The following is a 26981-nucleotide window of genomic DNA, read 5'->3' on the forward strand; positions in this document are numbered from 1 at the left end:
CCTAGCCTTTGCCAAAAATTCTGCGGCAGCGTTGCGGAATGGCCGACACGCTGCGGTAAAGAGGGAAACGACATGCGTAGAACATTCAAAATTATGTTGATAGCCGGCGTCATCGCCGCCATCGGGGGCGTGATTTACATGGCCGGCGAAGCACTATGGGATAAAGACAACGCCGTCGGACCACCGGCCAGCGCGCCGCCTCCACCGTCGGTACCGGTTGCTAAAGCCCTTAGCCGTACACTCGCGCCTACGGCGGAATTCACCGGTTTTCTGGCCGCGCCGGAGACCGTGGAGCTGCGTTCGCGCGTGGGAGGAACCCTTGACGCCGTCAGCGTTCCGGAAGGACGTCTGGTAAGCCGCGGACAACTGCTGTTCCAGATCGATCCGCGCCCGTTCGAGGTCGCCCTCGACACCGCCGTCGCGCAATTACGTCAGGCTGAAGTACTGGCCCGCCAGGCGCAGGCGGATTTCGATCGCATTCAACGACTGGTCGCCAGCGGCGCCGTATCACGTAAAAACGCTGACGATGTCACCGCCACGCGTAATGCGCGACAGGCGCAGATGCAATCGGCCAAAGCCGCCGTCGCCGCAGCGCGCCTTGAACTCTCCTGGACCCGTATTACCGCGCCCATTGCCGGACGCGTTGACCGCATACTGGTGACCCGTGGCAATCTGGTCAGCGGCGGCGTAGCGGGTAACGCCACGCTTCTGACGACTATCGTGTCTCACAATCCCATGTATGTGTATTTCGATATTGACGAAGCCACCTGGCTGAAGGCGTTACGACATACCCGCTCCGACAAAAATCCACCGGTAGTCAACATGGGGTTAACCACCGATAACGGGCTGCCTTATCAGGGCGTACTCGACTTTATGGGCAATCAGATGAACCGCAGCACCGGCACTATCCGGGCGCGCGCCGTGATTCCTGACCCCGACGGAATGCTTTCTCCCGGCCTGTTTGCCCGAATCAGTTTGCCCATCGGCGAGCCGCGGGAAACCGTGCTAATTGACGATCTGGCGGTGAGCGCCGATCAGGGCAAAAACTATGTGCTGATCGTCGGCAAGGAGAATCAGGTGGAGTATCGTCCGGTTGAGCTGGGACAAATGGTCGATGGACTCCGCGTCGTTACACAGGGGGTACAGCCGGGAGAAAAAATCATCCTCAAGGGGCTGGTGCGTCCTGGCATGACCGTTGCGCCGCGTCTGGTGCCGATGCGGCAGAATATGCCCGAGAAACAGACCGCGACATTGACTAAAGCGGACGGCGACAGCGCGTCGAAGGCGGTGCGCCAATGAAATTCACCCACTTTTTCATCGCACGACCCATCTTCGCCATCGTCCTGTCGCTGTTAATGCTGCTGGCTGGCGCTATCGCCTTTTTAAAACTGCCGCTGAGTGAATATCCGGCCGTTACGCCGCCCACGGTACAGGTTAGCGCCAGCTACCCCGGCGCTAACCCGCAAGTGATTGCCGATACGGTAGCCGCGCCGCTGGAACAGGTGATCAACGGCGTTGACGGCATGTTGTATATGAATACCCAGATGGCCATTGATGGCCGCATGGTTATCTCTATCGCCTTCGAACAGGGAACCGATCCTGATATGGCGCAAATTCAGGTGCAAAACCGGGTATCCCGCGCGCTGCCTCGCCTGCCCGAAGAAGTCCAGCGAATTGGCGTTGTAACGGAGAAAACGTCACCCGATATGTTGATGGTGGTCCATCTTGTCTCGCCGCAAAAACGCTATGACTCGCTTTACCTGTCTAACTTCGCCATCCGGCAGGTTCGCGACGAGCTGGCCCGTTTACCCGGCGTCGGCGATGTTCTCGTCTGGGGCGCGGGCGAGTACGCCATGCGCGTCTGGCTGGACCCGGCGAAAATCGCCAACCGCGGTCTTACCGCCAGTGATATCGTTACGGCGTTGCGGGAACAAAACGTACAGGTCGCCGCCGGTTCCGTCGGGCAACAGCCGGAGGCCTCCGCCGCTTTTCAGATGACGGTGAACACGCTGGGCCGCCTGACCAGCGAAGAACAGTTCGGCGAGATTGTGGTAAAAATCGGCGCTGACGGCGAGGTGACGCGTCTGCGTGATGTCGCCCGCGTCACGCTGGGCGCAGATGCCTATACGCTGCGCAGTTTACTGAATGGCGAAGCGGCGCCAGCGTTACAGATTATTCAAAGTCCGGGCGCTAATGCGATTGACGTTTCTAACGCGATTCGCGGCAAAATGGATGAGTTGCAGCGAAACTTCCCGCAGGATATCGAATACCGGATTGCCTATGATCCTACGGTCTTCGTGCGCGCATCGCTACAATCGGTGGCGATTACGTTGCTGGAAGCCCTCGTGCTGGTCGTCCTTGTCGTGGTGCTGTTCCTGCAAACCTGGCGGGCGTCCATTATTCCTCTGGTGGCGGTTCCCGTTTCGCTGGTCGGCACCTTTGCCTTGATGCACCTGTTTGGCTTTTCGCTGAATACGCTTTCGCTGTTTGGTTTGGTCCTGTCGATAGGTATCGTTGTCGATGACGCCATCGTTGTGGTCGAAAACGTGGAACGACATATCTCGCAGGGCAAAAGTCCCGGAGAGGCGGCAAAGAAGGCGATGGATGAAGTCACTGGTCCCATTCTTTCTATTACCTCGGTGCTAACGGCGGTCTTTATCCCTTCCGCATTCCTGGCGGGCCTGCAGGGTGAGTTTTATCGTCAGTTCGCGTTGACCATCGCTATTTCGACCATCCTTTCGGCCATTAACTCGCTGACGCTCTCCCCTGCGCTGGCCGCCATTTTGCTAAGACCGCACCACGATACTGCGAAGGCTGACTGGCTAACGCGGTTGATGGGCACGTTCACTGGCGGTTTTTTCCATCGCTTTAACCGTTTCTTCGACAGCGCGTCGAACCGCTATGTTAGCGCCGTCCGTCGGGCCGTGCGCGGCAGCGTCATTGTGATGGTGCTCTATGCTGGCTTTGTGGGGCTGACCTGGCTTGGCTTCCATCAGGTGCCGAACGGGTTTGTGCCTGCGCAGGATAAATACTATCTCGTCGGCATCGCCCAGCTCCCAAGCGGCGCATCGTTGGATCGCACAGAGGCGGTCGTGAAACAGATGTCCGCTATCGCGCTGGCGGAACCCGGCGTTGAAAGCGTCGTCGTCTTCCCCGGCCTGTCGGTTAACGGCCCGGTAAATGTGCCAAATTCGGCGCTAATGTTCGCCATGCTGAAACCCTTTGACGAGCGTGAAGATCCTTCGCTTTCCGCTAACGCTATCGCCGGAAAGCTAATGCACAAATTTAGCCACATTCCCGACGGATTTATTGGCATCTTCCCGCCACCGCCGGTTCCAGGGCTTGGCGCGACGGGCGGCTTTAAATTGCAGATTGAAGATCGTGCGGAACTGGGATTTGAAGCGATGACAAAGGTGCAAAGCGAGATTATGTCTAAGGCGATGCAGACGCCCGAACTGGCCAATATGCTGGCCAGTTTCCAGACGAACGCCCCGCAATTACAGGTGGATATCGACCGGGTAAAGGCGAAATCAATGGGGGTATCGCTCACCGACATCTTTGAAACGTTGCAAATTAACCTCGGCTCGCTTTACGTCAACGATTTCAACCGATTTGGCCGTACCTGGCGGGTGATGGCGCAGGCCGATGCGCCATTCCGTATGCAACAAGAGGATATCGGCCTGCTTAAAGTCCGCAATGCGAAGGGCGAGATGATCCCGCTTAGCGCTTTCGTCACGATTATGCGCCAGTCGGGGCCGGACAGAATCATCCATTACAACGGCTTCCCCTCGGTAGATATTAGCGGTGGACCGGCTCCGGGCTTCTCCTCCGGACAGGCGACGGATGCGATTGAAAAGATCGTGCGTGAAACGTTGCCGGAAGGGATGGTCTTCGAATGGACCGATCTGGTTTATCAGGAAAAACAGGCCGGCAACTCCGCGCTTGCTATCTTTGCGCTGGCGGTGCTGTTGGCCTTCCTGATCCTGGCGGCGCAGTACAACAGTTGGTCGCTGCCCTTCGCCGTCCTGCTTATTGCGCCTATGTCATTACTCTCAGCCATTGTCGGCGTGTGGGTATCTGGCGGAGATAACAATATCTTTACGCAGATTGGTTTCGTGGTGCTGGTCGGCCTGGCGGCCAAGAACGCCATTTTGATTGTCGAGTTTGCCCGCGCCAAAGAACACGACGGCGCAGACCCGCTGACCGCCGTACTGGAAGCGTCCCGCCTGCGTCTGCGTCCTATCCTGATGACCTCATTCGCCTTTATCGCAGGCGTAGTACCGCTGGTACTCGCGACGGGTGCCGGCGCTGAAATGCGACATGCGATGGGCATCGCCGTGTTTGCCGGCATGTTGGGCGTCACGCTCTTCGGCCTGTTATTGACGCCTGTGTTTTACGTGGTGGTTCGCAGGATGGCATTAAAGCGTGAGAACCGCGTTGATTCACATGATCAGCAAGCATAATGATGGGAATGGCATAATGAAGATCACTTTTACAGGCTATCGGCAGACCGCCACGCTGGCGACGCTTGCTTTCGTCACCACGCTTGCTGGCTGTACGATGGCGCCGAAGCACGAACGCCCCGCATCGCCGACTGCGATGGTCTATCCCTACGCAACGTCAACCGTTTCTGGCGCGCCGGATGCCGCTGACATTGGCTGGCGTGATTTCTTCCACGATCCGCTTCTACAGGAACTGATTGCGATCGCGTTACGCAATAATCGGGATTTACGCAAGGCAGGGCTCAATGTTGAAGCCGCCCGGGCGTTATACCGTATTCAGCGCGCGGAGATGCTGCCGACGCTCGGCATCGCCACCGCCATGGACGCCGGTCGCACTCCCGCCGATCTCAGCGTCACGGACGAGCCTGAGATTAACCGACGCTACGAGATGGCTGGGGCGACGACGGCCTGGGAACTGGATCTCTGGGGGCGAGTGCGAAGCCTTAGCGACCAGGCATTAGCCGCCTATATGGCGCTTGATGAGACGTACATTGCGGCGCGAATGAGCCTGGTTTCCGAAGTCGCCAGCGCCTGGCTGACGCTACGGGCTGACCGGGAGCTGCTGCGCTTAACCGAAGATACGCTGGCCGCGCAAAAAAGTTCATACACATTGACAACCCAGCTTGCCCGGACAGGCAACGCCACACAGCTCGATCTGCGTATGGCGGAGATCGCGCTGCGTTCTGCGGAAATCAATCGCGCGGCGTATACGCGACAGTTGGCGCGGGATCGTAACGCGCTGGAATTGCTGTTGGGCCAGCCGCTCACGCCTGAACTGTCGCGTCGACTAAACGAGGCGGTCACGCTTACGGAAGGCGCGATCCCGACCACTCTGCCAGGCGGATTACCGTCAGATCTGCTGGTACGCCGCCCGGATATTCGCGCCGCCGAGTACAGGCTGCGTGGCGCAAACGCCCGGATAGGCGCAGCGCGCGCCGCCTTCTTCCCGACCATCAGCCTGACAGGCGCGGCGGGAACGGCCAGCGCGTCTCTTAGCGGACTCTTTGAACCGGGATCGGGAAGCTGGCGTTTTCTACCGCAAATCACCTTGCCTCTCTTTCACGGCGGCGCATTACGCGCTGACCTGGATAGGGCGCATGTCCAAAAACAGATTGAAATCGCCAGGTATGAAAACGTTATTCAGCAAGCCTTTCGCGACGTGGCGGATGGTCTGGCGGGACAGCGTACGCTGAATGACCAGGTGCAATCAGAACAACGCGCGGTTGAAGCCAGTCAAATCGCCTATGAGCTGGCCGGACTCCGTTTTCAGGAAGGCGTCGATGACTACCTTACGCTGCTTGATACCCATCGTATGCTTTATGGCGCGCAACAGCGCCTGGTACGCACACGGCTCATGCAACAGCTGAATATCATTAATCTGTATAAAGCATTAGGCGGCGGTTGGCGGGAATACAGCGAGAAAAAGCAAGGTTAGCCCAAATAGCGCGCGCGTCGCCAGTGCGGCGCGCGCGCTAAACAGGCATATATTGCCTGCAAAATAAGGTTAACGAGGGCAACGATAAACGTTCCCGCTTAACGTGACATTGGTTTGTTTGCTTGAGCCCGAACCGTGCCATGAACTTCCTGTCTGGCCTGCACGCTGGGTTAACAGGACTACCGTATTTCCGCCCATTTTATAAGCTTTGTTTTTCAGATCGTTACGGGCACCCGTTTCCAGGTTACTGTTGGAAGTCCAGCCACCGGTAAAGAAATTCCCCTGGCTGCCCGTGATATCCCCTAAGTAGCTGCATTCCTTACCTGGCTCGCTGGTCATCACCCGTACCTGTTCAGCGCCATAATTCAACGAATTAGCGCTACATGCGGTTAAAGCCAAGCCGACGAAACATACTAAGATCTTTTTCATACTAATACCTGGTCTATTAATCATTAAATAATAACGCGTTCTTGCTTCTGAACGCCGTCAAGGAACTATATTTAAGATGTAACGAATGTCTTTCATTTGCTGAAGAAAAGTCTCTGTCATGATGCTATCATGTATGCTTGAGGCTATTTCTTGTTCAGTTTTTTCAATATGCTCTCTGAGCCTTATTTTTGTTTTTTCGTCAAGCGCCGAGATAAGTATCTTAATGGCAAGCAGCATAGTAGGATTGATGCTTTCACACTCTCTCATCGTTAACTTTTTCATCTTTTTTGCTTCAAGCCTGATCGGCGTTTTTGTCTACACGGCAAATTTTAGATGCGAAGATATGGCGACTTCTTTGGTAAATAAATAGCAAATGGAAAAAGCGTTTGAAGCCATATTTACGACAGATACGCAATCTATGAATGTACAAAGTCTTACGACTCATGCCATAGCTACTGGCGATCTGACTCATCGACTTTTTATATAAAAAGTGCCATAACAACTCCTCCTCCTTTTTTGTCAACGGCGCAAGTTCACCGACCGCTACTTCGTTTGCACAAGCGTATTTAATGAAATGCTCAATAAAAACAGGCTTTGCCAAATCGGGATCGATATCAGGATCTCTATCGCAGCCATGTGGATAAAGTTTTCCAATATCTCTGCGCGTGAGCCAGATTCGACGAGCATGTGGATAATGCTGCATGAGCGCCTTAAAACCTTTCCAGACCCCCTGAATCAAAACTCGTCCATCAATAATAATTATGATATCTTCGCTAGCTGATATCTGACACGAATTATATTCTCCATTGAGTGGGAACATAAAGCACTTCCCATCCTCAAAGAGTGAAGCGATGCCTAAATAAGTATAATAATCATCCGTTAAAACTATACCTATCGTTTTTAACGGAAGTTGTTCCGATAGTGAATTTATCATAATTTCATCAATAGAATAACGCTACGGTGAGTGTTTTATCTTCCTCTTAAGATTACCTGAGCGCTCATAACCATCCCTATTCTGTAGCAGCGCCATATTATTTTTAATTCCTTGCCATAAACGTAACGCTTATAATTTTAATGTCAGAAGCGATAACCTACGCTGACACCAAATGTATTGGTATCCACAGCGAAGAAACGACTGGCTTCCCATGATGCATCGATAGATATACTCTTAACTGGATTAAATATTACGCCAGCGCCGTAGGCAAAGGAGTCTTCTTTTGAGTGTTTATTAAATTTCATCGTCGCTATACCCGCATTGCCGTACAGGCTCACATAGTCATTAAAACGATATGTTGGTCCAAACATCAAAGAACCATAGTCTACAGAATCGGAACCATTTTTATGCAATTTCCCCTCTTTCCAGGTGTAGTTCTCCATTTCATTGCGCGTCGCGGTGAATGAGCCTAACATCCCCCAGGTCTCATTGAACTCGTAACGATATTTAAAATTAAAGCCTCGCAGATCTTTGCTATCGCTATTTTTCAATGAACTGAGATGAGTTTGTGCATAACCAAACGATACGGTGTGCTGATCGTTAGCCAAAGCTAAAGGTGACGCTAATAATAAACCTAAAAAAACAAGGAACGAAGACCGTCTTTTCATTAAAACCACTCCATTTTTGATATATAATTAAGGCGGTACCGGAACTTATGGCACACAAATAGCATTTAGATTAACAGCACCTAATGCGCTTATTACCAGTCATGCCAACTGCGGAGGTAATATAACCTGATATATTCGATAATGGATATGAAATCAGTCTTACAGAGTTCTTACTTTTTTATTAATAGCGGATTCATAGTTGCTTCAGACCCGATCCTGGCATCGCATCCGTCAGGCGGACTGCGAGAGGTTATCAGCGAGTATCAGTTACCTCCATGAAGAGCAAAAAATTCATAACTCATTGTTTTTCATGTATTTTATTGATTATTGAGTTAACCTTTACCCTTGCGGAGGGCAATTTCGCAACTCGCTTTCTGACGCATTCAGACAACATTCAGATCTACTGCGCGGTACAAACGTTATAAAGCTGCCGATTAAGAGAATAAAAAAAGGTTTTCTCACCCACTTTAGATATTCGAATCTCATTAGCCGCTTCCGGATGCAGAACCCGTAAATATGATAACAGATCGCCAGCCGTGTCCGTGGCAAAGACTTTTACCTGGGATACTTCGAACGTATAAACACCAGGCTCTGTTCGATGTAAATTTTTCATATACACGTCCCGGTATAATATTTTTACACCGTTATCTTTTGTTTTTATTTCATATTGAAGCGTAATTCTCTTCATCTTAAAATCAAGAACAAGACTGCCATCGGCATGGATATCTTTAGGCTGTATCGTCGTTACTGTTCTTGTCGTACATAAAAATTCATTAGTATTAATAGAACTATGGTTACTGTTTCGTACCCAAACTACCATCAGTACGACTGAAACAGCCAGCATACCAAGCGTCGCCACGCTTAATAACGTTCTTTTATGGAAATGCATTTCGGCTCCGCTATATCAAGTTGGTTAAGACACTGGACAAAAATATTTGTATTAGGAACGCGAATGTAATAAATGATTTTTCCGTTTTGTTTATGTATTTCATTACTCATCTCAGAGTACGCTTCAACGATATCCGTCAGATGGGTTTTATCATGCCCGACACTATAAAAAGTGTATCCATCATACGAACCCTGAAGGGTAAAGTAATCAATATTTTCACCCTTAACTTTATACATCATAAAAAACATCAGAAGCGCGGCCAGGCAAAAGTAGAGCCAATCTTTTTTATTCACAGCGCCCGGTATTGGGGTAATAATAGTGTCATCGTGCCGCACTTCAACCGTCGATACTTCTGTTTCAGCAACAGCAGGCAACGGCGTATTTTGCGCCTCATCACTCAACGGTTCAATGGAAACTGAGAGTAAAACACCCACGCGAGGACGAGTCACAACAGACGCCCCCTTAAGACCAATTTTATCAAATGATCCTCGTAGCTGGTTAATCAGTTTATAATAACTGGCATCAGAGACCACGACACCCTTGCGCCCCCAGACATAGTTAATTAAATCATCTTTTTTAAAAAGGCCTTCATAAAAAGCGATAAGCAAACTGCGTTCCGATTCAGATATCGTTATCGACTCTCCGGCGCAGGAAAGCGTCATTCGTTCACAATCAAGAATAACTCTTTTGTCAATCAGATAATTGTTCTGACTCATAAAAATATCCGCCCCAGTGCTATCACGTTTCTTCACGGCATAAACATATTACCAGGATATATCGCGCTATTGAATTTTTTTCCGTAGCGAGCTCCTGTATTATTCAGCCACCAGGCCACTCGCAGATTCGTTTTCCCCCTTGAGCAAACCATTTTGCCTCTGGGCCGACTTGCCAAGCCAGCTCATAAAGTCATTAGCCCCCATCGGCCTGGCATAAAGAAATCCCTGAACGAATCCTACCCCGTGGCTTAAGATGTAACGCAATTGGTGCTGGGTACTGACCCCTTCGGCAACCACATTGAGTCCCAGTCGCTGACTCAGCGTAATGATAGTATTCAGGACAGGAACATCATCGCTGCTGGTATCAATGGTATCGATAAACGTTCTGTCTATTTTAAGATAGTCTACAGGTAATTGTTGGAGATAGGAGAGTGAGCAATAGCCGGTCCCAAAATCATCAATCGCTATTAACACGCCTTTTTCACGGAGCGTTGAAAGTTTTTCCGCGACCTGTGAAGGTTCTACAATCAGGCTACGTTCGGTGAGCTCCAACATAAGCGTTATCGTTCCCAAACGAGTCCTGAGCGCCTCTATATCTTGTATAAAACCGTCATCCATAAGATGCGCAGGCGATATATTTACGCTGATATAGAAATCATCCGGTACAGTCCAGTTTATCGCGTCATGAGCAATCAGTTCGAACAGATGACGAGAGAGAGGAATAATCATGCCTTCATTTTCTGCGGCGGTAATAAAAATATCGGGAGTTATAAAACGGCCATCCGGTTGCGGCCAGCGCATTAGCGCCTCCACGCCGCCGCAACTAGCGTGTTTAACGTTAAAAACAGGTTGATAATGTACCGTAAACTCATTGTGCGTTATCCCCCTGGCAATCTCCCGGGCCAGAGATAAACGTTTTAAATACCAGCGCCTGTAGAACAACATCATCCCTACAGAAAGACACAATGACAGCGGAACAAAAATAAAAAGGTTTTGTAACCAGTATGCCGATAACGTTGAGAAAGGGGTTCGCACCATCAGCTAGATAGTGTGATCGGTTGAGGTGAACCGCTGCGTTAAAAACGCCTTACCGCGCAACGTCGCAGCGCTGGTAATCGCCTCCCCTGCGCCGAATGTCAGGCTAAAGGCTGATGCTCTCTCTGCAGCCAATATCTCTATGAGCTCCTGGACATACTGCGAATCCACAATGACGAAAGCCGCTTTATTCGCTGCTACTTTTTTCACATAAACCACAACAAGGCGATCGGGTCCTTCGGCCATACTACCGATAGATCGCAACCACCGTTCCGGATAAGAAGCAGGTAAAGAAAGCCCTGCCAGCCGGGAAAAATGATAGCGTTCGGTTCCTGTGACAAAGGAGCAAGTGATATCACCATTTTCCAGAAACCCAATGTCACGGACATAAGGAGTGAAGGCCCGCGTTCTGGACAGTTCTTTCAGCGTATCAGTACAGGAACTCTCAGCCAGTCTGGCGGCTTTTCCGGCGACTTGCCAGGAGGCGGCAGATATATCCGCGCTAAACCGCAGCAGCGTATTGGCGCTGACGGCGATATCTCGTTTTAGCTGGAAGATACCCGCGAGTAACCCCACCAATATCATTACGATCAGTGGAACGGCAATAAACAACATCAGAAATAGCTTTCTTACTTTCAAATCATTGCCCTCTTACCGGCCTTCCTTTTGCCACTGTACGCTTTTATAGGATAACTAAAGTAACATTAATATAGAAAAGCAATATTGAGAGATAGGTTATACGTTCTTAATGATAGCAAGATGGCACTCCCTGTGCCGAAAATAGACAAGAAAATATCAATACCCAACAGGTGCAGGATACTATCGTTAAAATAAGCGATAGCAGATATCTAAATTCAATATGTTAGCCTGATACCAGGTTCGCTGCCTGATGAGGCATAACCATCACGGAACGAATTCCCATCAATACAGTGATTATTAGCTACAACTCAACGTTACTACTGGTGGTACACACATTATACAAATGCCGATTAAGCGAAAACATGTAGGTATTTTTCCCAATTTTGACCATCTTTAACTCATTAATCGTACCAGGCTGTAACAGTCTCAACCAGGAAAACAAATCGCCAGCAGTATCAGACTCAAAAGTCTTAACTGAATTGACTTTAAAAGTAAATGTTTTCATACCCGTTCTGCGCAGTTTGCTGATGCAGATATCACGAAAAAAAAGCCGTTTCTCTTTCGTATCGGTAGTAACATCGTAGTGTAGGGTAATCCTGCCGGATTTAAGATCCAGCACAAGTCCACCATCCATGTACAATTTTCGTGGTTCAATATACGCTTCTGATTTTGTCGTGCATATAAGATTATTGGTTCTATAAGAGTCACGGTTTACCCACTCAAGCGCTATTATCGATCCGATTGCGACAATGGCGATAAATATTACAAATATAATCAGTAACGTTCTTTTACTGTAATACATTTTGGCACCGCCATTTCAACAGGATTTAAGCATTGCAGAAAAATATTCATATTAGGCTCCCTGATATAATAAAGATGGCGTCCATTTTGCCGGTAAATTTTAATTTTTAGAGAGTTAAAAGCAAAAACTACTTCACTTAATGTGACCTTATCCTCTTTTGTTTTATAGATTGCATAATCGTTATATTCGCCAAGATATGTAAAAAAACTATCAGGGCTGTTACGAACAGGCGCTTTATATATAGTAAATACACCATAGAGCAATGCCAGAAGAATGGCTCCTGTTAATACCACAAATACGCTGTGACGTTTAATTTTGTAAAATATGTTCTCCCGAGTCGGGGTGCCTTTAACGTTTTCATCACTCACCTTTAGGGAGGTGATTTTTTTTATAGGTTCAATGGCAACAGACAGCGACACCCCCACCCGAGGGCGAGTTACGATGTCAGATGACTGTAGACCGATGCTACTAAAATCATTTCTCATTTGATTAATGAGTTTATAGTAACTTGATTCTGAGACGCAGCCTCCACGATTTTCCCAAACAAAATGAATAATATCTTCTTTTTTGTAAAGACCATGCCAAAAAGCAAGAAGCAGATGGGTCTCAGCTTCTGATATTCTGATTATCTCATTACCATGCGATAAGGTCATCTTCGTACTATCAAATACAACACGCTTATCAAGTAAAAATATACTTTCATTCATGACAATCCTAAAGGTAACTGCATCCATCATTCAGACGACATATTATCATGCTCAAAAAAGAATTCAGCCCCCTAATTAACCTGAGTTTAACTTATAAGTATCACTTATAGTAAACAATAATTGACACAAGTATTACCTGCACATTACAAATCAAACAGTTATAGGTAAATCTGAACACTTTTCTTTACCTTAACGCAAACTCAGGAAACTTCTGAAAGGCCAAAAGTAAGAAAAAAGTAAGACTAATTATACTGTTTCAGAAGCACATTTCAGAAAATTTACCTTAATCTCACCATCGTATTATCCATCGGGAGGTTTAACTGATACGGATTTTACATAGCAAAAATGTGCAGGTTTGTATTGCAACATAGTCTATCTATTCAGACGCGGAGAGAATTGTTATCGGATTACACTCAATTAAATGATAACACTATCAGTTGTACTAATGAGATGTATGGACGAAAGCGCTTATCGCTCTATTTCATGATAAGAGAAATAAGTCTGTTTGTTTTATATCGCATTATCAATAGTCAGGAGGGTATAGCTCACATCCAAAAATAGAGTTAATGATCGTTATTTTTACCACTCCTCCATAAGCACGAAACATTCGGGCGAATTGCACTCGTCCTGAAAAAGTAAAGATTAATACAGGAACATTATCATATGTCTATGAAAAAATATTTAGCAATGATCACAGGCTCGCTTCTTGTCTCCAGCAGCGCGATGGCTGTTTCTGATAACACCATCACCTTTCAAGGGGAAGTCTCTGATGAAACGTGCTCTGTCGTGATTAATGGTAATCAGGCTAAACCCGTCGTGTTATTGCCAACAGTAAGTACTAAAGACTTATCAGAACAAGGGAAAACTGCGGGGCCAATAACGTTTGATATTGGGCTGTCCGGGTGTACCGGCTCTAAGGACAAAACAACAAAAATTTCCACTGTCTTTGTCGGTAATCAGGTCACCAGTAACGGTAACCTGGGTAATACTGGCAGCGCGAAAAATGTTGAAGTCCAATTACTCGACACTTCAGGGGAGCCAATCAATCTGACCGGCGGCTTTACTGGCGACGGCGACCTACAGCTGGAACCAAATGCTTCTGAAGCGAGCGCGACTTATACCGCGCGGTATTACTCTACCGGGAAAGCAGAGGCTGGGACAGTCGCTGCCACCCTACAATACGCCGTTTCGTATAAATAATTGTCGCTACGGTCTGGCGTTGAAACGCCAGACCATTTTCAATCGCCAGGGAGTTGTTGAGATGAAAATGGATACCCGACATTCCGCATTATATTACTTAATAGTTTTTCTATTGCTGGCCCTACCCGCCACAGCATCGTGGGCGAGCGTTACTATTTTGGGTAGCCGAATAATTTACCCATCAACAGCCTCCTCCGTAGATGTGCAGTTAAAAAATAATGATGCAATACCTTATATCGTACAAACCTGGTTTGACGATGGCGATATGAATACCAGCCCGGAAAATAGCAGCGCGATGCCGTTCATTGCCACGCCGCCGGTATTTCGTATTCAACCCAAAGCAGGCCAGGTGGTACGCGTAATTTATAACAACACGAAAAAATTGCCGCAGGATCGTGAGTCAGTATTCTGGTTTAACGTATTACAGGTACCACCAACGAATATTGGCAGCGACAGCGGGCAAAATAAAATGTTGGTGATGCTGCGCTCAAGAATAAAACTTTTCTATCGTCCTGACGGGCTAGGTAAACCTGATAATCTGGCGAAAAAACTACAGATTAAAACGGTAAATAAGGGTTCCGGAAAAAGCGGTATTGTTATTGTTAATCCGCAGCCCTGGTTTGCCTCTTTAAGTAACCTGAATGTAAAAGTGAACGGCGCTTCGTATAACCTGGATGCTGACATGATTGCCCCTTTCTCCAGTCAAACCTGGTGGCTGCCGGGCAAACGGTCACTCAAATCCTTCTCCGGTACAGTCACCGTTACTTTGGTTAACGACCTGGGCGCAAGGATAAGCGAGAGCTACGATGTCCCCCACCATTAATTTGAACCGCAAAAGCCTTGCGCTATTGATCGCCATAGTTTGCTCAGGCTCCGCGCAGGGTGAAGAGTATTATTTTGATCCTGCGCTACTTCAGGGGGCCACTTACGGACAAAATATTGCCCGTTTTAATGAACAGCAAACGCCTTCCAGAGACTATCTTGCCGACGTTTACGTTAATGGCACGCTGGTAACCTCGAGCACTAATATTCGATTTAATGCTGTAAAAGAGGGTCAACAGACTGAACCCTGTCTGCCCTTATCGGTGATGAAAGCGGCACAGATAAAATCACTCCCCGCGACCGACGCTGCGACCGAGTGTCGCCCGCTCAGGGAGTGGGTGCCTCATGCCGGCTGGCAATTTGATAGCGCCACGCTTCGCCTGTTGCTGACGATTCCAATGACCGAACTTACGCACAAACCGCGCGGTTATATCTCCCCTTCAGAGTGGGATAGCGGCGCGCTGGCGCTGTTTTTACGCCATAACACAAACTGGACCCACACCGAAAATACCGACAGCCATTATCGCTACCAATACTTATGGAGCGGTTTAAACATGGGCGTTAACCTCGGACTTTGGCAGGTCCGTCATCAAAGTAATCTGCGCTATGCCAATAGCAACCAGAGCGGAAGCGCCTGGCGCTATAATAGCGTTCGAACCTGGGTGCAAAGACCTGTCGCGTCTATTAACAGTATTCTGTCGCTGGGCGATAGCTATACGGACTCCAGCTTATTCGGCAGTCTGTCTTTTAACGGAGCTAAACTTGTCACCGACGAGCGGATGCGCCCGCAGGGCAAACGCGGTTATGCGCCGGAAGTTCGGGGCGTAGCGGCCAGTAGCGCGCACGTGGTAGTAAAACAACTGGGGAAAGTGATTTATGAAACCAACGTTCCGCCGGGCCCATTTTATATTGACGATCTGTACAACACCCGTTATCAAGGCGATCTGGAGGTAGAGGTTATCGAGGCCAGCGGTAAAACCTCACGTTTCACCGTGCCTTATTCTTCCGTGCCGGATTCGGTACGTCCCGGTAACTGGCACTATTCGCTGGCCTTCGGCAGGGTTCGTCAGTACTACGATATTGAAAATCGTTTCTTTGAGGGAACGTTCCAGCACGGCGTTAATAACACCATTACCCTCAACCTCGGTTCACGAATTGCGCAGCGTTACCAGGCATGGCTGGCGGGCGGCGTCTGGGCCACCGGTATGGGCGCGTTCGGCCTTAACGCCACCTGGTCGAATGCGCGCGCAGAGCATAACGATCGCCAGCAAGGCTGGCGCGCGGAACTCAGTTACAGCAAAACGTTTACCACCGGCACTAACCTGGTACTGGCGGCTTATCGTTATTCAACCAACGGCTTTCGCGATCTTCAGGACGTGCTCGGCGTACGCCGGGAAGCAAAAACGGGGATTGATTACTACTCCGACACGCTGCATCAGCGCAATCGCCTGTCCGCGACGGTAAGCCAGCCGTTAGGACGGCTTGGCACGCTTAACCTCAGCGCCAGCACCGCAGACTACTACAATAACCAATCGCGTATAACACAGCTACAAATGGGGTATAGCAACCAGTGGCGGAATATAAGCTACGGGGTGAATATCGCACGACAGCGCACCACCTGGGATTACGATCGCTTTTATCACGGCGTTAACGAACCACTGGACGTGAGTAGCCGACAAAAATATACCGAAACCACAATGTCGTTTAATGTCTCTATACCGCTGGATTGGGGCGAAAACAGAACGTCTGTCGCCATGAATTATAACCAGTCCAGTCAAAGCCGTTCCTCAACCGTATCCATGACCGGCAGTAGCGGTGAAAACAGCGACCTGTCATGGTCGGTTTATGGCGGCTACGAGCGTTATCGCAATAGTAATAGCGATAGCAGCGCGCCAACGACGTTTGGCGGTAATCTACAACAGAACACCCGGTTTGGCGCACTTCGCACCAACTATGACCAGGGTGATAACTATCGTCAGGAAGGGCTGGGCGCGTCCGGCACCCTGGTACTCCACCCTGGCGGTCTGACGGCTGGCCCCTATACCAGCGATACCTTTGCGCTTATTCATGCCGATGGCGCGCAGGGCGCGATCGTACAAAATGGCCAGGGCGCTGTGGTTGATCGCTTTGGTTACGCCATTCTGCCTTCGTTATCTCCTTACCGCGTCAATAACGTTACGCTCGATACCCGTAAGATGCGCAGCGATGCCGAACTGACGGGAGGAAGTCAGCAGATTGTGCCCTATGCCGGCGCCATCGCGCGTGTCAATTTCGCCACTATCAGCGGCAAAGCGGTGCTGATCTCCGTGAAGATGCCGGATGGCGGCATACCGCCAATGGGCGCTGATGTTTTCAACGGTGAAGGCACAAACATCGGCATGGTCGGCCAGAGTGGGCAGATTTATGCCCGTATCGCCCATCCGTCGGGTTCTCTACTGGTACGCTGGGGAACAGGGGCAAACCAGCGTTGCCGGGTTGCCTACCAACTCGATCTTCACACCAAAGAACCGTTTCTCTATCTGAACAAAATCTGCGAGAAGGAATAGCACAATGCTTTTTAGTTTCCGAACGCTATTGTTTATCACCAGCCTGTTCGTCAGCGCCGGAACATGGTCGTCCTGTATCAAAGTCACCGATAAGAGCGCGCTCTCTGACGCGGCGATAAAAGCGGGCTACACGGCGCAAAACTGGATCGGCGCAACTGACACGAATACCGGTAATATCGGTTTGCCAACGGTGATTAGCGTCAGTAATAGTGAAACATTTCAACCCTCCGGCACACTATTGGCCAGTGGGATCGGTAACTTCCTGACGGCCGCCACCGGAACGCCCTATTCCAGTAAACAGGTACTTTACCGCTGCGATACCGCCGATGCCGGGAAGCTCTATGAGATGTATTCGACAAATGGCGATAGCGCTTTTGCGGGGGCATTTTTTACTCCCGAAGTAGAAGGCGCCTATTATGATGTGGAGCGTAATGTTGCTGTCCGTATGACAAACCTCAGTACCGGCGAATATTACAGCCGTTTCTGGAAAGAACGCCAACTTACCGCAGACAGTTGGTTTCAGGATGACAAATATATTTATATTCCTGCCAGCGCGTTTAGCAACGTGCTATATGAGATGTTTAAAATTGACTCAAGAAAATATTTTGCCTACCAGAATCCAATGGACCGAGATACCTGGACGCAGCCTCGGGGTTATATCGCGTTTAAAGGCCCAGGCTTGATTACCGAGCGGATCAAAGCGGGACTGGATCATGCCAGCGATTATTATGGCTGGCCCAGCTATTGGCCCGGGGCATGGAGTACATATAATAGCGTCACCTATGTTCGCGGCGCGTTATGTAAAATCACAGATTATCCTGCGATCGTGAAAATTCCCCCTGTCGCCGTCGGCATATTAGCCGCCGGAGGCAATAGTCAGGCGCCTTTCCACGTCAGCCTGGAATGTGAGTCCGGCGCCGTGTCCAGTGCCCTCCCGTCCACCAGCGCCGCTAATGTCGCAATGGGGTTTGTCGTTAATCAACCCACCGCCGTGGCGGCGGCGCGTCGCCTGGGGCTAACCACATCCGCAGGCGGTCTGTCGTGGCTACTGGACACCCATTATGGCGAACCTGGCGTAGCTTCCGGAGTGGGTATCCGCATCTATAACGATGCCGGTACGCCGATTAACCTGTTACCCGATCGGATCAAGACAGGCACTGGCAACGCCCGAGGCTGGTATGGCTATAAAGATTTAACCACACGGGTATCATCCGGTTCAGTAGAAACCTACAGCGGTGATTTTACTGCCTCGCTTGAGGCGATCGGCGGACAAACAGTAACGGCAGGAAGCGTGAATGCGCAATTACAGGCAGTGGTTAGTTTTCAGTAAAGTCATATTAACGCTACTTGGGTTAACGGGATTGCATGGCCCGGCACAAGCCGCCGTTAATATTGACAGAACCCGAATTATTTTTGCTTCAGATGATGTCGCTCAGTCGTTGACATTATCCAACGATAATACAACGCCAATGCTGTTACAGGTATGGACCGACGCCGGAAACATTGTCGCCTCTCCGGATAACAGCAAAACGCCGCTGGTGGCGCTGCCGCCGGTATTTAAAATGCAGCCAGGAGAACTGAGAACGCTTCGCCTGCTCCTGAGTTCCCGCCAGCAGCTTGCAACGGACCGGGAGAGTCTCTTCTGGCTAAACATTTATCAGATACCGCCAGTCACCCAGGACATTAAAAACCACCCGCGAAAACTGGTGTTACCGCTTCGTTTGAGGCTAAAAATTTTAATTCGCCCGACTGGGCTAAAAGCGCCCACGGAAGCGGAGGAGAAAAAATTACGCTTTATTGCTAAAAAAAATACTATACGGATAGTTAACCCCACCTCGTGGTATATGAGTTTAACGTTAACGATGGATAACAAGAAAAGTATCGGCGATATCATGGTTGCGCCGAAAACAGCACTTGATGTGCCGCTAACACGCTCGCCAACGCCGGGAGCATCGATAAATTATGCAGTAATCAACGACTCCGGGAACTGGCGACAATATACCGCCATACTGGAAAAATATATTAGTGAGAGTAATTTTATTGCTGAGTTTTGATGGGAAATATTCAGGGATACGATCGTATCCCTGAGACAGGCCAGAATTCAGCATGTACCATTGTCAAAAATAGCATTAAGCTGATATTTTACTTTTTGCACGGCATCTTTGTTCTGTTGAGTTCCCTTCTCCTCAACAGACATATCCCATACGTTTTCATTATCTGATTCAACTAATGTGTAGAACGTATTATTATTATGCATCATATAACCACGAAAATTATTTTCGATGCCCGTTGTCACAGGCTTAGCAGCCCCTGAAATAACAGACTCCGTCTCTTTATTGAAAAGCTGATATTGAATATTTGCGCAGTTTAAATCACAGGGGGAACATTTAAGATTTAAAACAAGCAGTATCGTGTTATTTTCAAAAACAAGGGCATAATGATTGCTGGCAGATGAACATAACGGGAATAGCGCGAGAAGGAGAATTATTATCAATTTCATATTTTTATATAGACTCCGTCAAAGAAAACTTTCATTTCACGCCCCTGAGAATAGCGAAAGGCATACCATGCAGAACGAATGCTTTCCGAACTGACGTCCTCATAGACATTTATACCATGCTCAGCAAGTATGCGAGAAAGAAAATGAGAAGATTGTTATGACAGAAAAGGTTGTAACGATAACAGGAACAATACCTATTTCATATTCATTTAATTAATAATATTAATTTTCTATTTCATCTTTGGTGATACCCCCAATGGATTTTCCGCCTATAATGCTGCACAGGTAGCTACTTCTCTTTTGCTGTGAGAAAACATTACATTGGTATAACTAATGAGAATGAGCAGAGGCATTAAGTCACGTAATATTGCGTTTCCTCTGTTAAGGCTTTTGTGTGAAAAGAGCATTACTTTTAGTCAGTTAGGTAGCATTACATAAGCATAACTAAATTTGAGAAAATCTCGAAAAATCAGCATATTGAATTGATGGATGGTATTGTTTTTTAAAAGAATTTTAATTGCCAACCTGCGATAATACGCTTAAGATGAACACATATCTATTGAGCTAAAGTAGTCGCTCAATCAATCTGATTGTTATGGAGTGAGTGTGTGATACTTACAATGCCATCCAGCCGATACCAATAGAATTCTCAACCTCCGATAATCGTCACCCAAAAATCAGGAGATAAAATATGACGTTAAAACCAGGTGAGAAATCCGGTAATAATGGAGGTATCTATGTGGAGGTTGGGCCGCGTGGTGGGATAAAAGATAACTTCGCCACGATAGCGGAAACAAAACCGCGCCACCAACGCAACGCCCTAAAAGCTACTGGGTGCTGGCAAAAAGAACACCTAACAGTAAACGTAAGTCAGAGCATCTGGCGCCACGACAGTTGGCGCCGACTGATCACAGTACGCCCGGTGCTTTACCGCCTGGCAAGCATTGTGCAAGATGCTCCGTGAGGAAATCGATACAGATTTTGATACGATCAGAACTTGATGAACGCCGGGTATATACAGCCCAGATATTCGCTTCCTGATACCACTGAGGCAACACGCGAACCAGCTCACCTCGTTCAATATACTGCGCAACATCCCATTCCGACCGCAATGTAATGCCATGGCCTTTCAGGGCCCAAATAAGCACCACACTGCCGCTGTTGGAAGAATGAAAACCGTTTAGTCGGCAATGTGTCTGCTGCTTACCGTCCGTTAATATCCAATTGCCAAATGCCGAGTTTTTTTCCTGAATCATTAGGCAATCGTGCTGCACAAGCGTACTAACAGACTCTGGCTTGCCGTGGCGTTCGAGGTATTCAGGGGAAGCACACAGGATCCGTCGATTAGTGGCTAACTGCCGTGCGATATACAATTCGTTGATGTCATCCCCAACACGAATTTCAATATCGACTCCCTCTTCTACAAGATCCACTTCACGATCCGTTAGCGTGAGTTTTACCGTAATATCAGGATAGGCGATCATAAATGACGACAGCGCCTCTGCGACATATTTATGCCCAAAACCAAATGAGCAGTTGATGGTGATATTACCAGCCAACACACCACGTTGATTATCCAAACGACTGACAAAACCATCCATTTCACTGACGACCTGCATAGCCCCACACAGCGCATTTTCGCCTTCCGGTGTGAGACGCATCACTCTGTTATTTCGAAAAAAAAGCCGGGCGTTGAGACATTTTTCAAGGATAGCGATACGTTTGCTGATATAGGAGGGAGATAACCCCAGCTCCAGCGCTGCCCGGGCAAATCCACCGTTGCGAGCAACGGTGACAAAAACGAAAAGATCTTCAACAGAAGGCCAGCCCTCAAGGGGCTGGCGATGTTTTTTTCCTACAGGTGTCGTTTTCATAGCATCAGTGCGAAGTTGCAAAGGATGACCGAGTTATAACACTGAATGTAAAAAGGACTGAAGTTTCTGGATAAAGTACTCAGGACACTCTTCCTGCGGGGAGTGTCCGCAAGGCAATGCTTCCCCCTGAACGTTTAGCGCCTTTTCTTTCCAGGTACCAACCACATCATATAGTTGCCCTACCGTTCCCAGCCCTCCCCACAGCAACTGTAACGGACACCGGATACGCGCCGACGTATCTGCGGCATCATCGTCCAAATCAATCGTCGCAGCAGCCCGGTAGTCCTCACAGATCGCGTGGATCATTTCAGGGTTCTGGTAACAGCGCAGGTATTCATTGAATGCTTCCTGCGAGGTCGCGCCCTCTATTTTTAGCTGACCCGAAATATGCTTACGCAGAAAAAATGCCGGATCGTGCGCAATCATCGTTTCGGGTAACGGGAAAGGTTGAATCAGGAAAAACCACCAAAAGTAACGCGTAGCAAAGGATTTATCGGTCAAGGCGTACATCGTCGCGGTTGGAGCAATGTCGATAAAAGTACAACAGGTCACACGATCCGGATAATCCAGCGCGAGCCTGTGTCCTACGCGTCCGCCACGATCGTGCCCTACGAAGGCAAAACGGGAAAAGCCGAGCGCGTCCATTAACATGACGATATCCTGCGCCATGGTGCGCTTTGAATAGGTACGGTGCGCCGGATCGCTCGTTGGTTTATCGCTGTCGCCATAGCCACGCAAATCCGGCAAAATGACTGTATGATTTTGCGCCAATGTCGGTGCGACTTTCCGCCATGTTGTATGATTCTGCGGATGCCCATGTAGCAGTACCAAAGGTGAACCGCTGCCTCCGATAGCCACTCTTACCGTCAGACCATTTTCCAGACGAACATCCTTGAGCGCAAACCCCGGAATAAACGGAGAGGCGCCGCATTCAATCAGTGTACTCATCACTTTCTCCCGTCATGCCAGCTAACAGATGATGTTAAATAACGGCTATCCCGGACGACATTGCGCAGGGTTCCAATATGTTCAATCTCAACTTCAATAACATCACCATCATGTAAAAACAGCGGTGGAACGCGTTTTTTGCCCACTCCACCAGGCGACCCTGTGAGGATCGTGTCGCCAGGGGAAAGCAGAGTAAAGGTGCTTATATAAGCAATGAGTGAAGCGATAGGATGGATCATATTTGCCGTAGATTCGTTCTGCACCTCCCGCCCGTTTAGTCGTGTCAGTAAACGTAGCATCTGGGGATCGGGAATGTCGTCTGTGGTCACCAGACACGGACCGAATGATCCTGTCGAAGGCCAGTTTTTTCCAGCCGTAAACCAGCTATGCTGCCAGTCCCTCACTGAACCATCCATATAGCAGCTGTATCCGGCGACATAATCTAAAGCATCCTCAGCGCTGACCCGGGAGCATCGCCCCCCAATCACTACGGCTAATTCACCTTCGTAGTCGAACTCATTGGTATTTTCAGGCTTCAGCAGCAGGCCATTATGCCCGGTCTGAGAATCCGCAAAGCGGACAAAAAGGGTTGGGGCCGGGTTGGTTTCATTAAACTCAATACGCTTATCGGCGTAATTCATTCCGACACAGATGATCTTCTGCGGATCGTCAATCACCGGCAGAAAAGTGACTTCCTGGTAGTAATAATCCGCCGGCTCATCACACCATAACGCCGCATCCGTCAGCGCATTAGCGCACAGTAGAGATTTCAAAGTGGGATATTTGTCGCCAAGCCGCTGCGAGAGATCAATTATTCCGGTTTCCTGCATAATGCCGTAGCGTTTGCCACCGTTCACAAGATATTGAACCAGTTTCATTGCAGTCTTCTTCCTTAACCGCGCGGGGATGCAGGGCGTTTTAACCACGGCCGCCGTGAATAATGCGCAACCTCAAAATTTTCAATCTCCGGCAAGTATTGCAATGTCCAGGCTATCGCATCTTCGCCTGCGGCCAGCATCGCCCGTTTGAGTTCACTGATCACAAAGGAGATCGTTTCCTCTGCCGTCGTAATTTCACAGCGATCGAGTGAAACAGTGATAGAATTGGTATCAGCACTCGCGGCAAGCTGCGCCAGGCGCGCCAAAGCAGGTTCATCTAATGAGACCGTGAGGATCCCGTTGCGTTGGCAGTTATCATCGAAAATGCCTGCAAATGTGCTACCTATCAGCCCCCGCACTCCCAGTTGTTTTAATCCCCATACGGCGTGTTCACGACTCGATCCACAGCCAAAATTGGGGCCAACCAGCAGGAATGTCGCGCTCTGCCAGCCCGGCATGTTCAGAATAAAATCAGGATTTGGTTGGCCGCCAGCCATAAAGCGACGATCGAAAAACACCCCTTTATCCAGCCCCTGGCGATCGATCCCTTTCAGGAACTGTTTTGGCATAATCACATCAGTGTCGATATTCGGTTCCAGCATCGGCGCAATTCGCCCGCTGATTTGCTTAAACGTATCCATCTTATTCCCCTGCCTGAAGTAATGACCGAACATCGACCAGATGCCCCTCTACCGCCGCCGCTGCAACCATCGCCGGGCTCATCAAATGCGTTCTTGCTCCAGCGCCCTGTCGTCCAGGGAAATTACGGTTCGTACCTGATGCACAGCGATCGCCGGGCGACAACACATCTTCATTCATCGCAAGGCACATTGAGCAACCCGACTGCCGCCATTCAAAACCGGCAGCAATAAAGATTTTCGCCAGTCCTTCTTCTTCCGCCTGGCGTCTTACCATTGTTGAACCAGGCACAATGATCCCGCGAACATGGCTGGCGATTTTGCGCCCTTCAAGCACCTTCGCAACGGCACGCAAATCCTCAATGCGACCATTTGTGCATGAACCAATAAAAGCGTGAGAGATACGAATATCTTTCAGCAACATGCCAGCCGTTAATCCCATGTAATGAAGGGCCTTCTCAAGCGCCAGGCGCTTAAGCGGATTGGTTTCCTGTTCCGGGAAAGGCACACGTCCGGTGATGGAACCTGTTTGATCCGGACTGATTCCCCAGGTGACTTTAGGCTCAAGATCATGGCAGTTGATCGCCACCGTCTTATCAAATACCGCATCTGCATCGCTGCTCAACTGTGACCATTCCAGCAATGCCTGCTGCCAGAGTTCACCTACAGGCATTTGCGGTTTACCGTAGATATAGTCAAAAACCTTTTTATCCGGCGCAATAATGGCACCACGCGCCCCCGCTTCTACCGCCATGTTGCAGAGCGTCATTCGTCCTTCAACGCTCAACGCGCTGATGGCCTCACCCACAAATTCAATGGCATATCCGGTCGCGCCATCAGCGCCAATACGTTCAAGCAATTCAAGAACAATATCTTTTGCGGAACAGGCGAAAGGTAGCTCTCCCTGAACACTTACGCGCATGGTTTTGAGCTTGCGGTAAACCAGCGTCTGCGTGGCCAGCAGATGTTCAATTTCCGACGTCCCGATACCAAAGCCCAGCGCGCCAAATGCACCATAGGTTGTCGTGTGACTATCCCCGGCGGCGATCACCATGCCAGGCATCACTAGCCCTTGTTCATGAGCAACCACGTGTTCAATCCCCTGACGCGGATCCAGCACATCAAATAATGTGATGCCAAAGTCAGCGGCATTTTCCCGAAAGTAATCAACCTGTAGCTGTCCTCCCGGATCGGTCATTAAGACATCCCGTTGCGACCGCGTGGGATTAACATGGTCAATATTCAATAAAAACGTGTCGGGGTGCCGAACGGTGCGACCGCGTTCTCTTAACCCGCTAAATGCCTGCGGGCTGGTATATTCATTCAGTATTGAACGATCAATATAAAGTAAAACATGTCCTTCGTTATCAAGTTCACGAATGGTATGTGACTCAACTAATTTTTCATACAGCGTTTTAGCAGACATATATATTCCTGGAGCAACGAATATCCGGGTAGCCAAATATTCACAGTTTAAGCTTTTAGCTATAGTGACACATTAATGAAAAAATGATGATTCCATTATGGAAAGTATAAAAACACACTTCGTGTCTATAATCAGAAACTCTCCTGAACTGACTGTTTTTTGATTTGCGGTTGTTTCTCATATTTTGCGAAAATAAACCGGCAGATAAATAATCCTATCCCCAGCATCATCAGACATGATGCCGCAATAGCATTCCATCCCTGCCAGGAGAAAAGATACCCGTTTAAATACCCCATTACTGCACCGCCAGAGTAGTAGCAAAGCAGATAAAACGATGTCGCCTGTCCTTTTGCGTTTGGACTCCGTGAACTGACCCAGGCTAATACGGTGGAATGAGCAGAGAAAAATGCGACTGACAGTAAAACGATACCTGAAATGAAAACCCACAGAGAAGGGGCGATTAGCGTAAGAAATGCACCGACCATCATACAGATGATCAGCATACTGAGCGCATTCATCGACCCAATATTCAACGCGACACGGGCAGCATATGGCGCAAGAAAAAAAGTTAATGAGAAGCTAACTGGAATCAAACCTATCCAGGTGTAGCTCAGCTCATAAGGCGGTCGATGCAGGTAAAACGCCAGAAAATTAAAGATGGACGTAAAAGAGCCGAAAAGAATAAATCCAATGACAAAACATAATGATACGTGGATATTCTTAAAATGTTCCAACCCGCCTTTCAACACTGCACCAAGCTGTAGTGAAGGCGTAGGAACAAACTGTCGGGATGTCGGGAGAAACAACTTCACCGCGAGTGCCATAGCAATCAGAACGCCACCGAAGATAAAGAAAATCGTATCTATAGATACATGCTCCATCATCAAAGTTGCAAACACACGACCAGACATACTCCCTAGCGAATTGCCAAAAATAAAATATCCAGTAATAATCCCTGCCAAAGCAGGAGAGACTTCTTCACTGATATAGACTGTAACGGCCGCCGTAATACCACTTACTGCAATGCCGAGCAAAGCGCGGTATACCACCAGCATCGGCCATGATGATGCAGTTGCGCACAGTAGAGTTAAAATACCTCCTGCCAGCAACGAATAAAAAATGATTGGCTTTCGCCCAAAACGGTCAGATAACGTGCCGCTAAATAACATGGCTAATGCCAGAAACCCCACCTCAGCAGACAAAATCATCCCTACCTGATTCAATGGGATATTATAAACCTCACTTAACTTTGGTAATAAAGCCTGGATTGAATATAAAGAAGCTAACTCTGCCAAACCCGCCAGAGGTAATATCATTAAAATAGGCAAGTACTTACCTATTGTCTCTTCAATATTATTTTTCATACACAATGTTCCGTAAAAGATCCTGATTG

At 48.7% G+C, this 26981-nt stretch carries 23 protein-coding genes and 2 pseudogenes; 9 read left to right on the forward strand and 16 right to left on the reverse strand.

Features of this window, described 5'->3' with window-relative positions:
- Positions 1-72 precede the first annotated feature (72 nt).
- From mdsA to mdsC, 3 genes are read left to right on the forward strand one after another with little or no spacing between them, the layout of a single operon-like run.
- The gene (mdsA, locus tag ACLJR2_RS09630; protein ID WP_001254850.1) at positions 73-1299 is read left to right on the forward strand and encodes a multidrug efflux RND transporter periplasmic adaptor subunit MdsA; all 1227 of its coding nucleotides are present in this window, start codon (positions 73-75) and stop codon (positions 1297-1299) included.
- Positions 1296-4463, forward strand: coding sequence for a multidrug efflux RND transporter permease subunit MdsB (gene mdsB / locus ACLJR2_RS09635; RefSeq protein ID WP_000673162.1), 3168 nt, complete (start codon positions 1296-1298; stop codon positions 4461-4463). The genes mdsA and mdsB overlap by 4 nt, the downstream gene beginning before the upstream one ends.
- 16 nt (positions 4464-4479) lie before the next feature.
- Entirely contained in the window at positions 4480-5937 is a 1458-nt protein-coding gene (gene mdsC, locus ACLJR2_RS09640; protein ID WP_001533995.1) for a multidrug efflux transporter outer membrane subunit MdsC, read from the forward strand.
- Positions 5938-6006: 69 nt separating this feature from the next.
- On the opposite strand, the gene ACLJR2_RS09645 is transcribed toward mdsC, so the two are convergent.
- From ACLJR2_RS09645 to ACLJR2_RS09685, 9 genes and pseudogenes are all read right to left on the reverse strand, one after another.
- Complete coding sequence (locus tag ACLJR2_RS09645) at positions 6007-6366, reverse strand: DUF4156 domain-containing protein (protein ID WP_000722978.1); 360 nt, start codon at positions 6364-6366, stop codon at positions 6007-6009.
- 57 nt (positions 6367-6423) lie between these two features.
- Positions 6424-6648, reverse strand: a complete 225-nt coding sequence (locus tag ACLJR2_RS09650; protein ID WP_000737127.1) for a membrane protein — start codon at positions 6646-6648, stop codon at positions 6424-6426.
- Between the two features lie 10 nt (positions 6649-6658).
- Positions 6659-7300, reverse strand: coding sequence for a helix-turn-helix transcriptional regulator (locus ACLJR2_RS09655; RefSeq protein ID WP_000610827.1), 642 nt, complete (start codon positions 7298-7300; stop codon positions 6659-6661).
- A gap of 143 nt (positions 7301-7443) precedes the next feature.
- Entirely contained in the window at positions 7444-7968 is a 525-nt protein-coding gene (locus ACLJR2_RS09660) for an Ail/Lom family outer membrane beta-barrel protein (RefSeq protein WP_000830237.1), read from the reverse strand.
- A 400-nt stretch (positions 7969-8368) separates the two neighbouring features.
- A complete protein-coding gene (locus ACLJR2_RS09665; protein ID WP_000545423.1) occupies positions 8369-8857 on the reverse strand; it encodes a hypothetical protein in 489 nt (162 codons plus the stop codon).
- The gene (locus ACLJR2_RS09670; RefSeq protein WP_000081377.1) at positions 8830-9573 is read right to left on the reverse strand and encodes a transcriptional regulator; all 744 of its coding nucleotides are present in this window, start codon (positions 9571-9573) and stop codon (positions 8830-8832) included. The genes ACLJR2_RS09665 and ACLJR2_RS09670 overlap by 28 nt, the downstream gene beginning before the upstream one ends.
- Before the next feature lie 99 nt (positions 9574-9672).
- Positions 9673-11247: pseudogene (locus ACLJR2_RS09675) on the reverse strand (EAL domain-containing protein).
- Between the two features lie 501 nt (positions 11248-11748).
- A pseudogene (locus tag ACLJR2_RS09680) lies at positions 11749-12049 on the reverse strand (hypothetical protein).
- Positions 12022-12756, reverse strand: a complete 735-nt coding sequence (locus ACLJR2_RS09685) for a transcriptional regulator (RefSeq protein ID WP_001005866.1) — start codon at positions 12754-12756, stop codon at positions 12022-12024. Before ACLJR2_RS09685 ends, ACLJR2_RS09680 begins: the two are co-directional and overlap by 28 nt.
- A 663-nt stretch (positions 12757-13419) precedes the next feature.
- Between ACLJR2_RS09685 and ACLJR2_RS09690 the strand changes: the two genes are divergently transcribed.
- The 5 genes from ACLJR2_RS09690 (at position 13420) to stbE (ending at position 19378) form a co-directional block, all read left to right on the forward strand.
- Entirely contained in the window at positions 13420-13956 is a 537-nt protein-coding gene (locus ACLJR2_RS09690; RefSeq protein ID WP_000062033.1) for a fimbrial protein, read from the forward strand.
- A gap of 61 nt (positions 13957-14017) precedes the next feature.
- Positions 14018-14779 (forward strand): fimbrial biogenesis chaperone StbB, encoded by a 762-nt coding sequence (stbB, locus tag ACLJR2_RS09695; RefSeq protein WP_000781492.1) that lies wholly within the window; start codon positions 14018-14020, stop codon positions 14777-14779.
- Positions 14763-17324 (forward strand): fimbrial outer membrane usher protein, encoded by a 2562-nt coding sequence (locus ACLJR2_RS09700; protein ID WP_000075337.1) that lies wholly within the window; start codon positions 14763-14765, stop codon positions 17322-17324. Before stbB ends, ACLJR2_RS09700 begins: the two co-directional genes overlap by 17 nt.
- Positions 17325-17328: 4 nt before the next feature.
- The gene (gene stbD, locus ACLJR2_RS09705) at positions 17329-18654 is read left to right on the forward strand and encodes a fimbrial usher protein StbD (RefSeq protein WP_000899100.1); all 1326 of its coding nucleotides are present in this window, start codon (positions 17329-17331) and stop codon (positions 18652-18654) included.
- Entirely contained in the window at positions 18620-19378 is a 759-nt protein-coding gene (gene stbE, locus ACLJR2_RS09710) for a fimbrial biogenesis chaperone StbE (RefSeq protein WP_001247018.1), read from the forward strand. The genes stbD and stbE overlap by 35 nt, the downstream gene beginning before the upstream one ends.
- Positions 19379-19425: 47 nt before the next feature.
- Here the strand turns inward: stbE and ACLJR2_RS09715 are convergent, their stop codons facing one another.
- Positions 19426-19824 (reverse strand): hypothetical protein, encoded by a 399-nt coding sequence (locus ACLJR2_RS09715; protein WP_000766838.1) that lies wholly within the window; start codon positions 19822-19824, stop codon positions 19426-19428.
- A 691-nt stretch (positions 19825-20515) separates the two neighbouring features.
- Between ACLJR2_RS09715 and ACLJR2_RS09720 the strand changes: the two genes are divergently transcribed.
- Positions 20516-20788, forward strand: coding sequence for a hypothetical protein (locus ACLJR2_RS09720; RefSeq protein WP_001675688.1), 273 nt, complete (start codon positions 20516-20518; stop codon positions 20786-20788).
- On the opposite strand, the gene ACLJR2_RS09725 is transcribed toward ACLJR2_RS09720, so the two are convergent.
- From ACLJR2_RS09725 to ACLJR2_RS09750, 6 genes are all read right to left on the reverse strand, one after another.
- A complete protein-coding gene (locus tag ACLJR2_RS09725) occupies positions 20733-21698 on the reverse strand; it encodes a LysR family transcriptional regulator (RefSeq protein ID WP_000859021.1) in 966 nt (321 codons plus the stop codon). The genes ACLJR2_RS09720 and ACLJR2_RS09725 overlap by 56 nt on opposite strands.
- Positions 21699-21731: 33 nt before the next feature.
- A complete protein-coding gene (locus ACLJR2_RS09730; protein ID WP_000105592.1) occupies positions 21732-22646 on the reverse strand; it encodes an alpha/beta fold hydrolase in 915 nt (304 codons plus the stop codon).
- Positions 22646-23524: a fumarylacetoacetate hydrolase family protein gene (locus ACLJR2_RS09735; protein WP_000780206.1), complete on the reverse strand. Its 879-nt coding sequence runs from the start codon at positions 23522-23524 to the stop codon at positions 22646-22648. Before ACLJR2_RS09735 ends, ACLJR2_RS09730 begins: the two co-directional genes overlap by 1 nt.
- A gap of 14 nt (positions 23525-23538) precedes the next feature.
- Positions 23539-24165, reverse strand: a complete 627-nt coding sequence (gene leuD, locus ACLJR2_RS09740; protein ID WP_000379343.1) for a 3-isopropylmalate dehydratase small subunit — start codon at positions 24163-24165, stop codon at positions 23539-23541.
- 1 nt (position 24166) lies between these two features.
- Complete coding sequence (leuC, locus tag ACLJR2_RS09745; RefSeq protein WP_001274862.1) at positions 24167-25588, reverse strand: 3-isopropylmalate dehydratase large subunit; 1422 nt, start codon at positions 25586-25588, stop codon at positions 24167-24169.
- Between the two features lie 131 nt (positions 25589-25719).
- The gene (locus ACLJR2_RS09750) at positions 25720-26958 is read right to left on the reverse strand and encodes an MFS transporter (RefSeq protein WP_077905097.1); all 1239 of its coding nucleotides are present in this window, start codon (positions 26956-26958) and stop codon (positions 25720-25722) included.
- Positions 26959-26981 lie beyond the last annotated feature (23 nt).

It is taken from the genome of Salmonella sp. SAL03688, from assembly GCF_046551895.1.
Lineage (GTDB): Bacteria > Pseudomonadota > Gammaproteobacteria > Enterobacterales > Enterobacteriaceae > Salmonella > Salmonella enterica.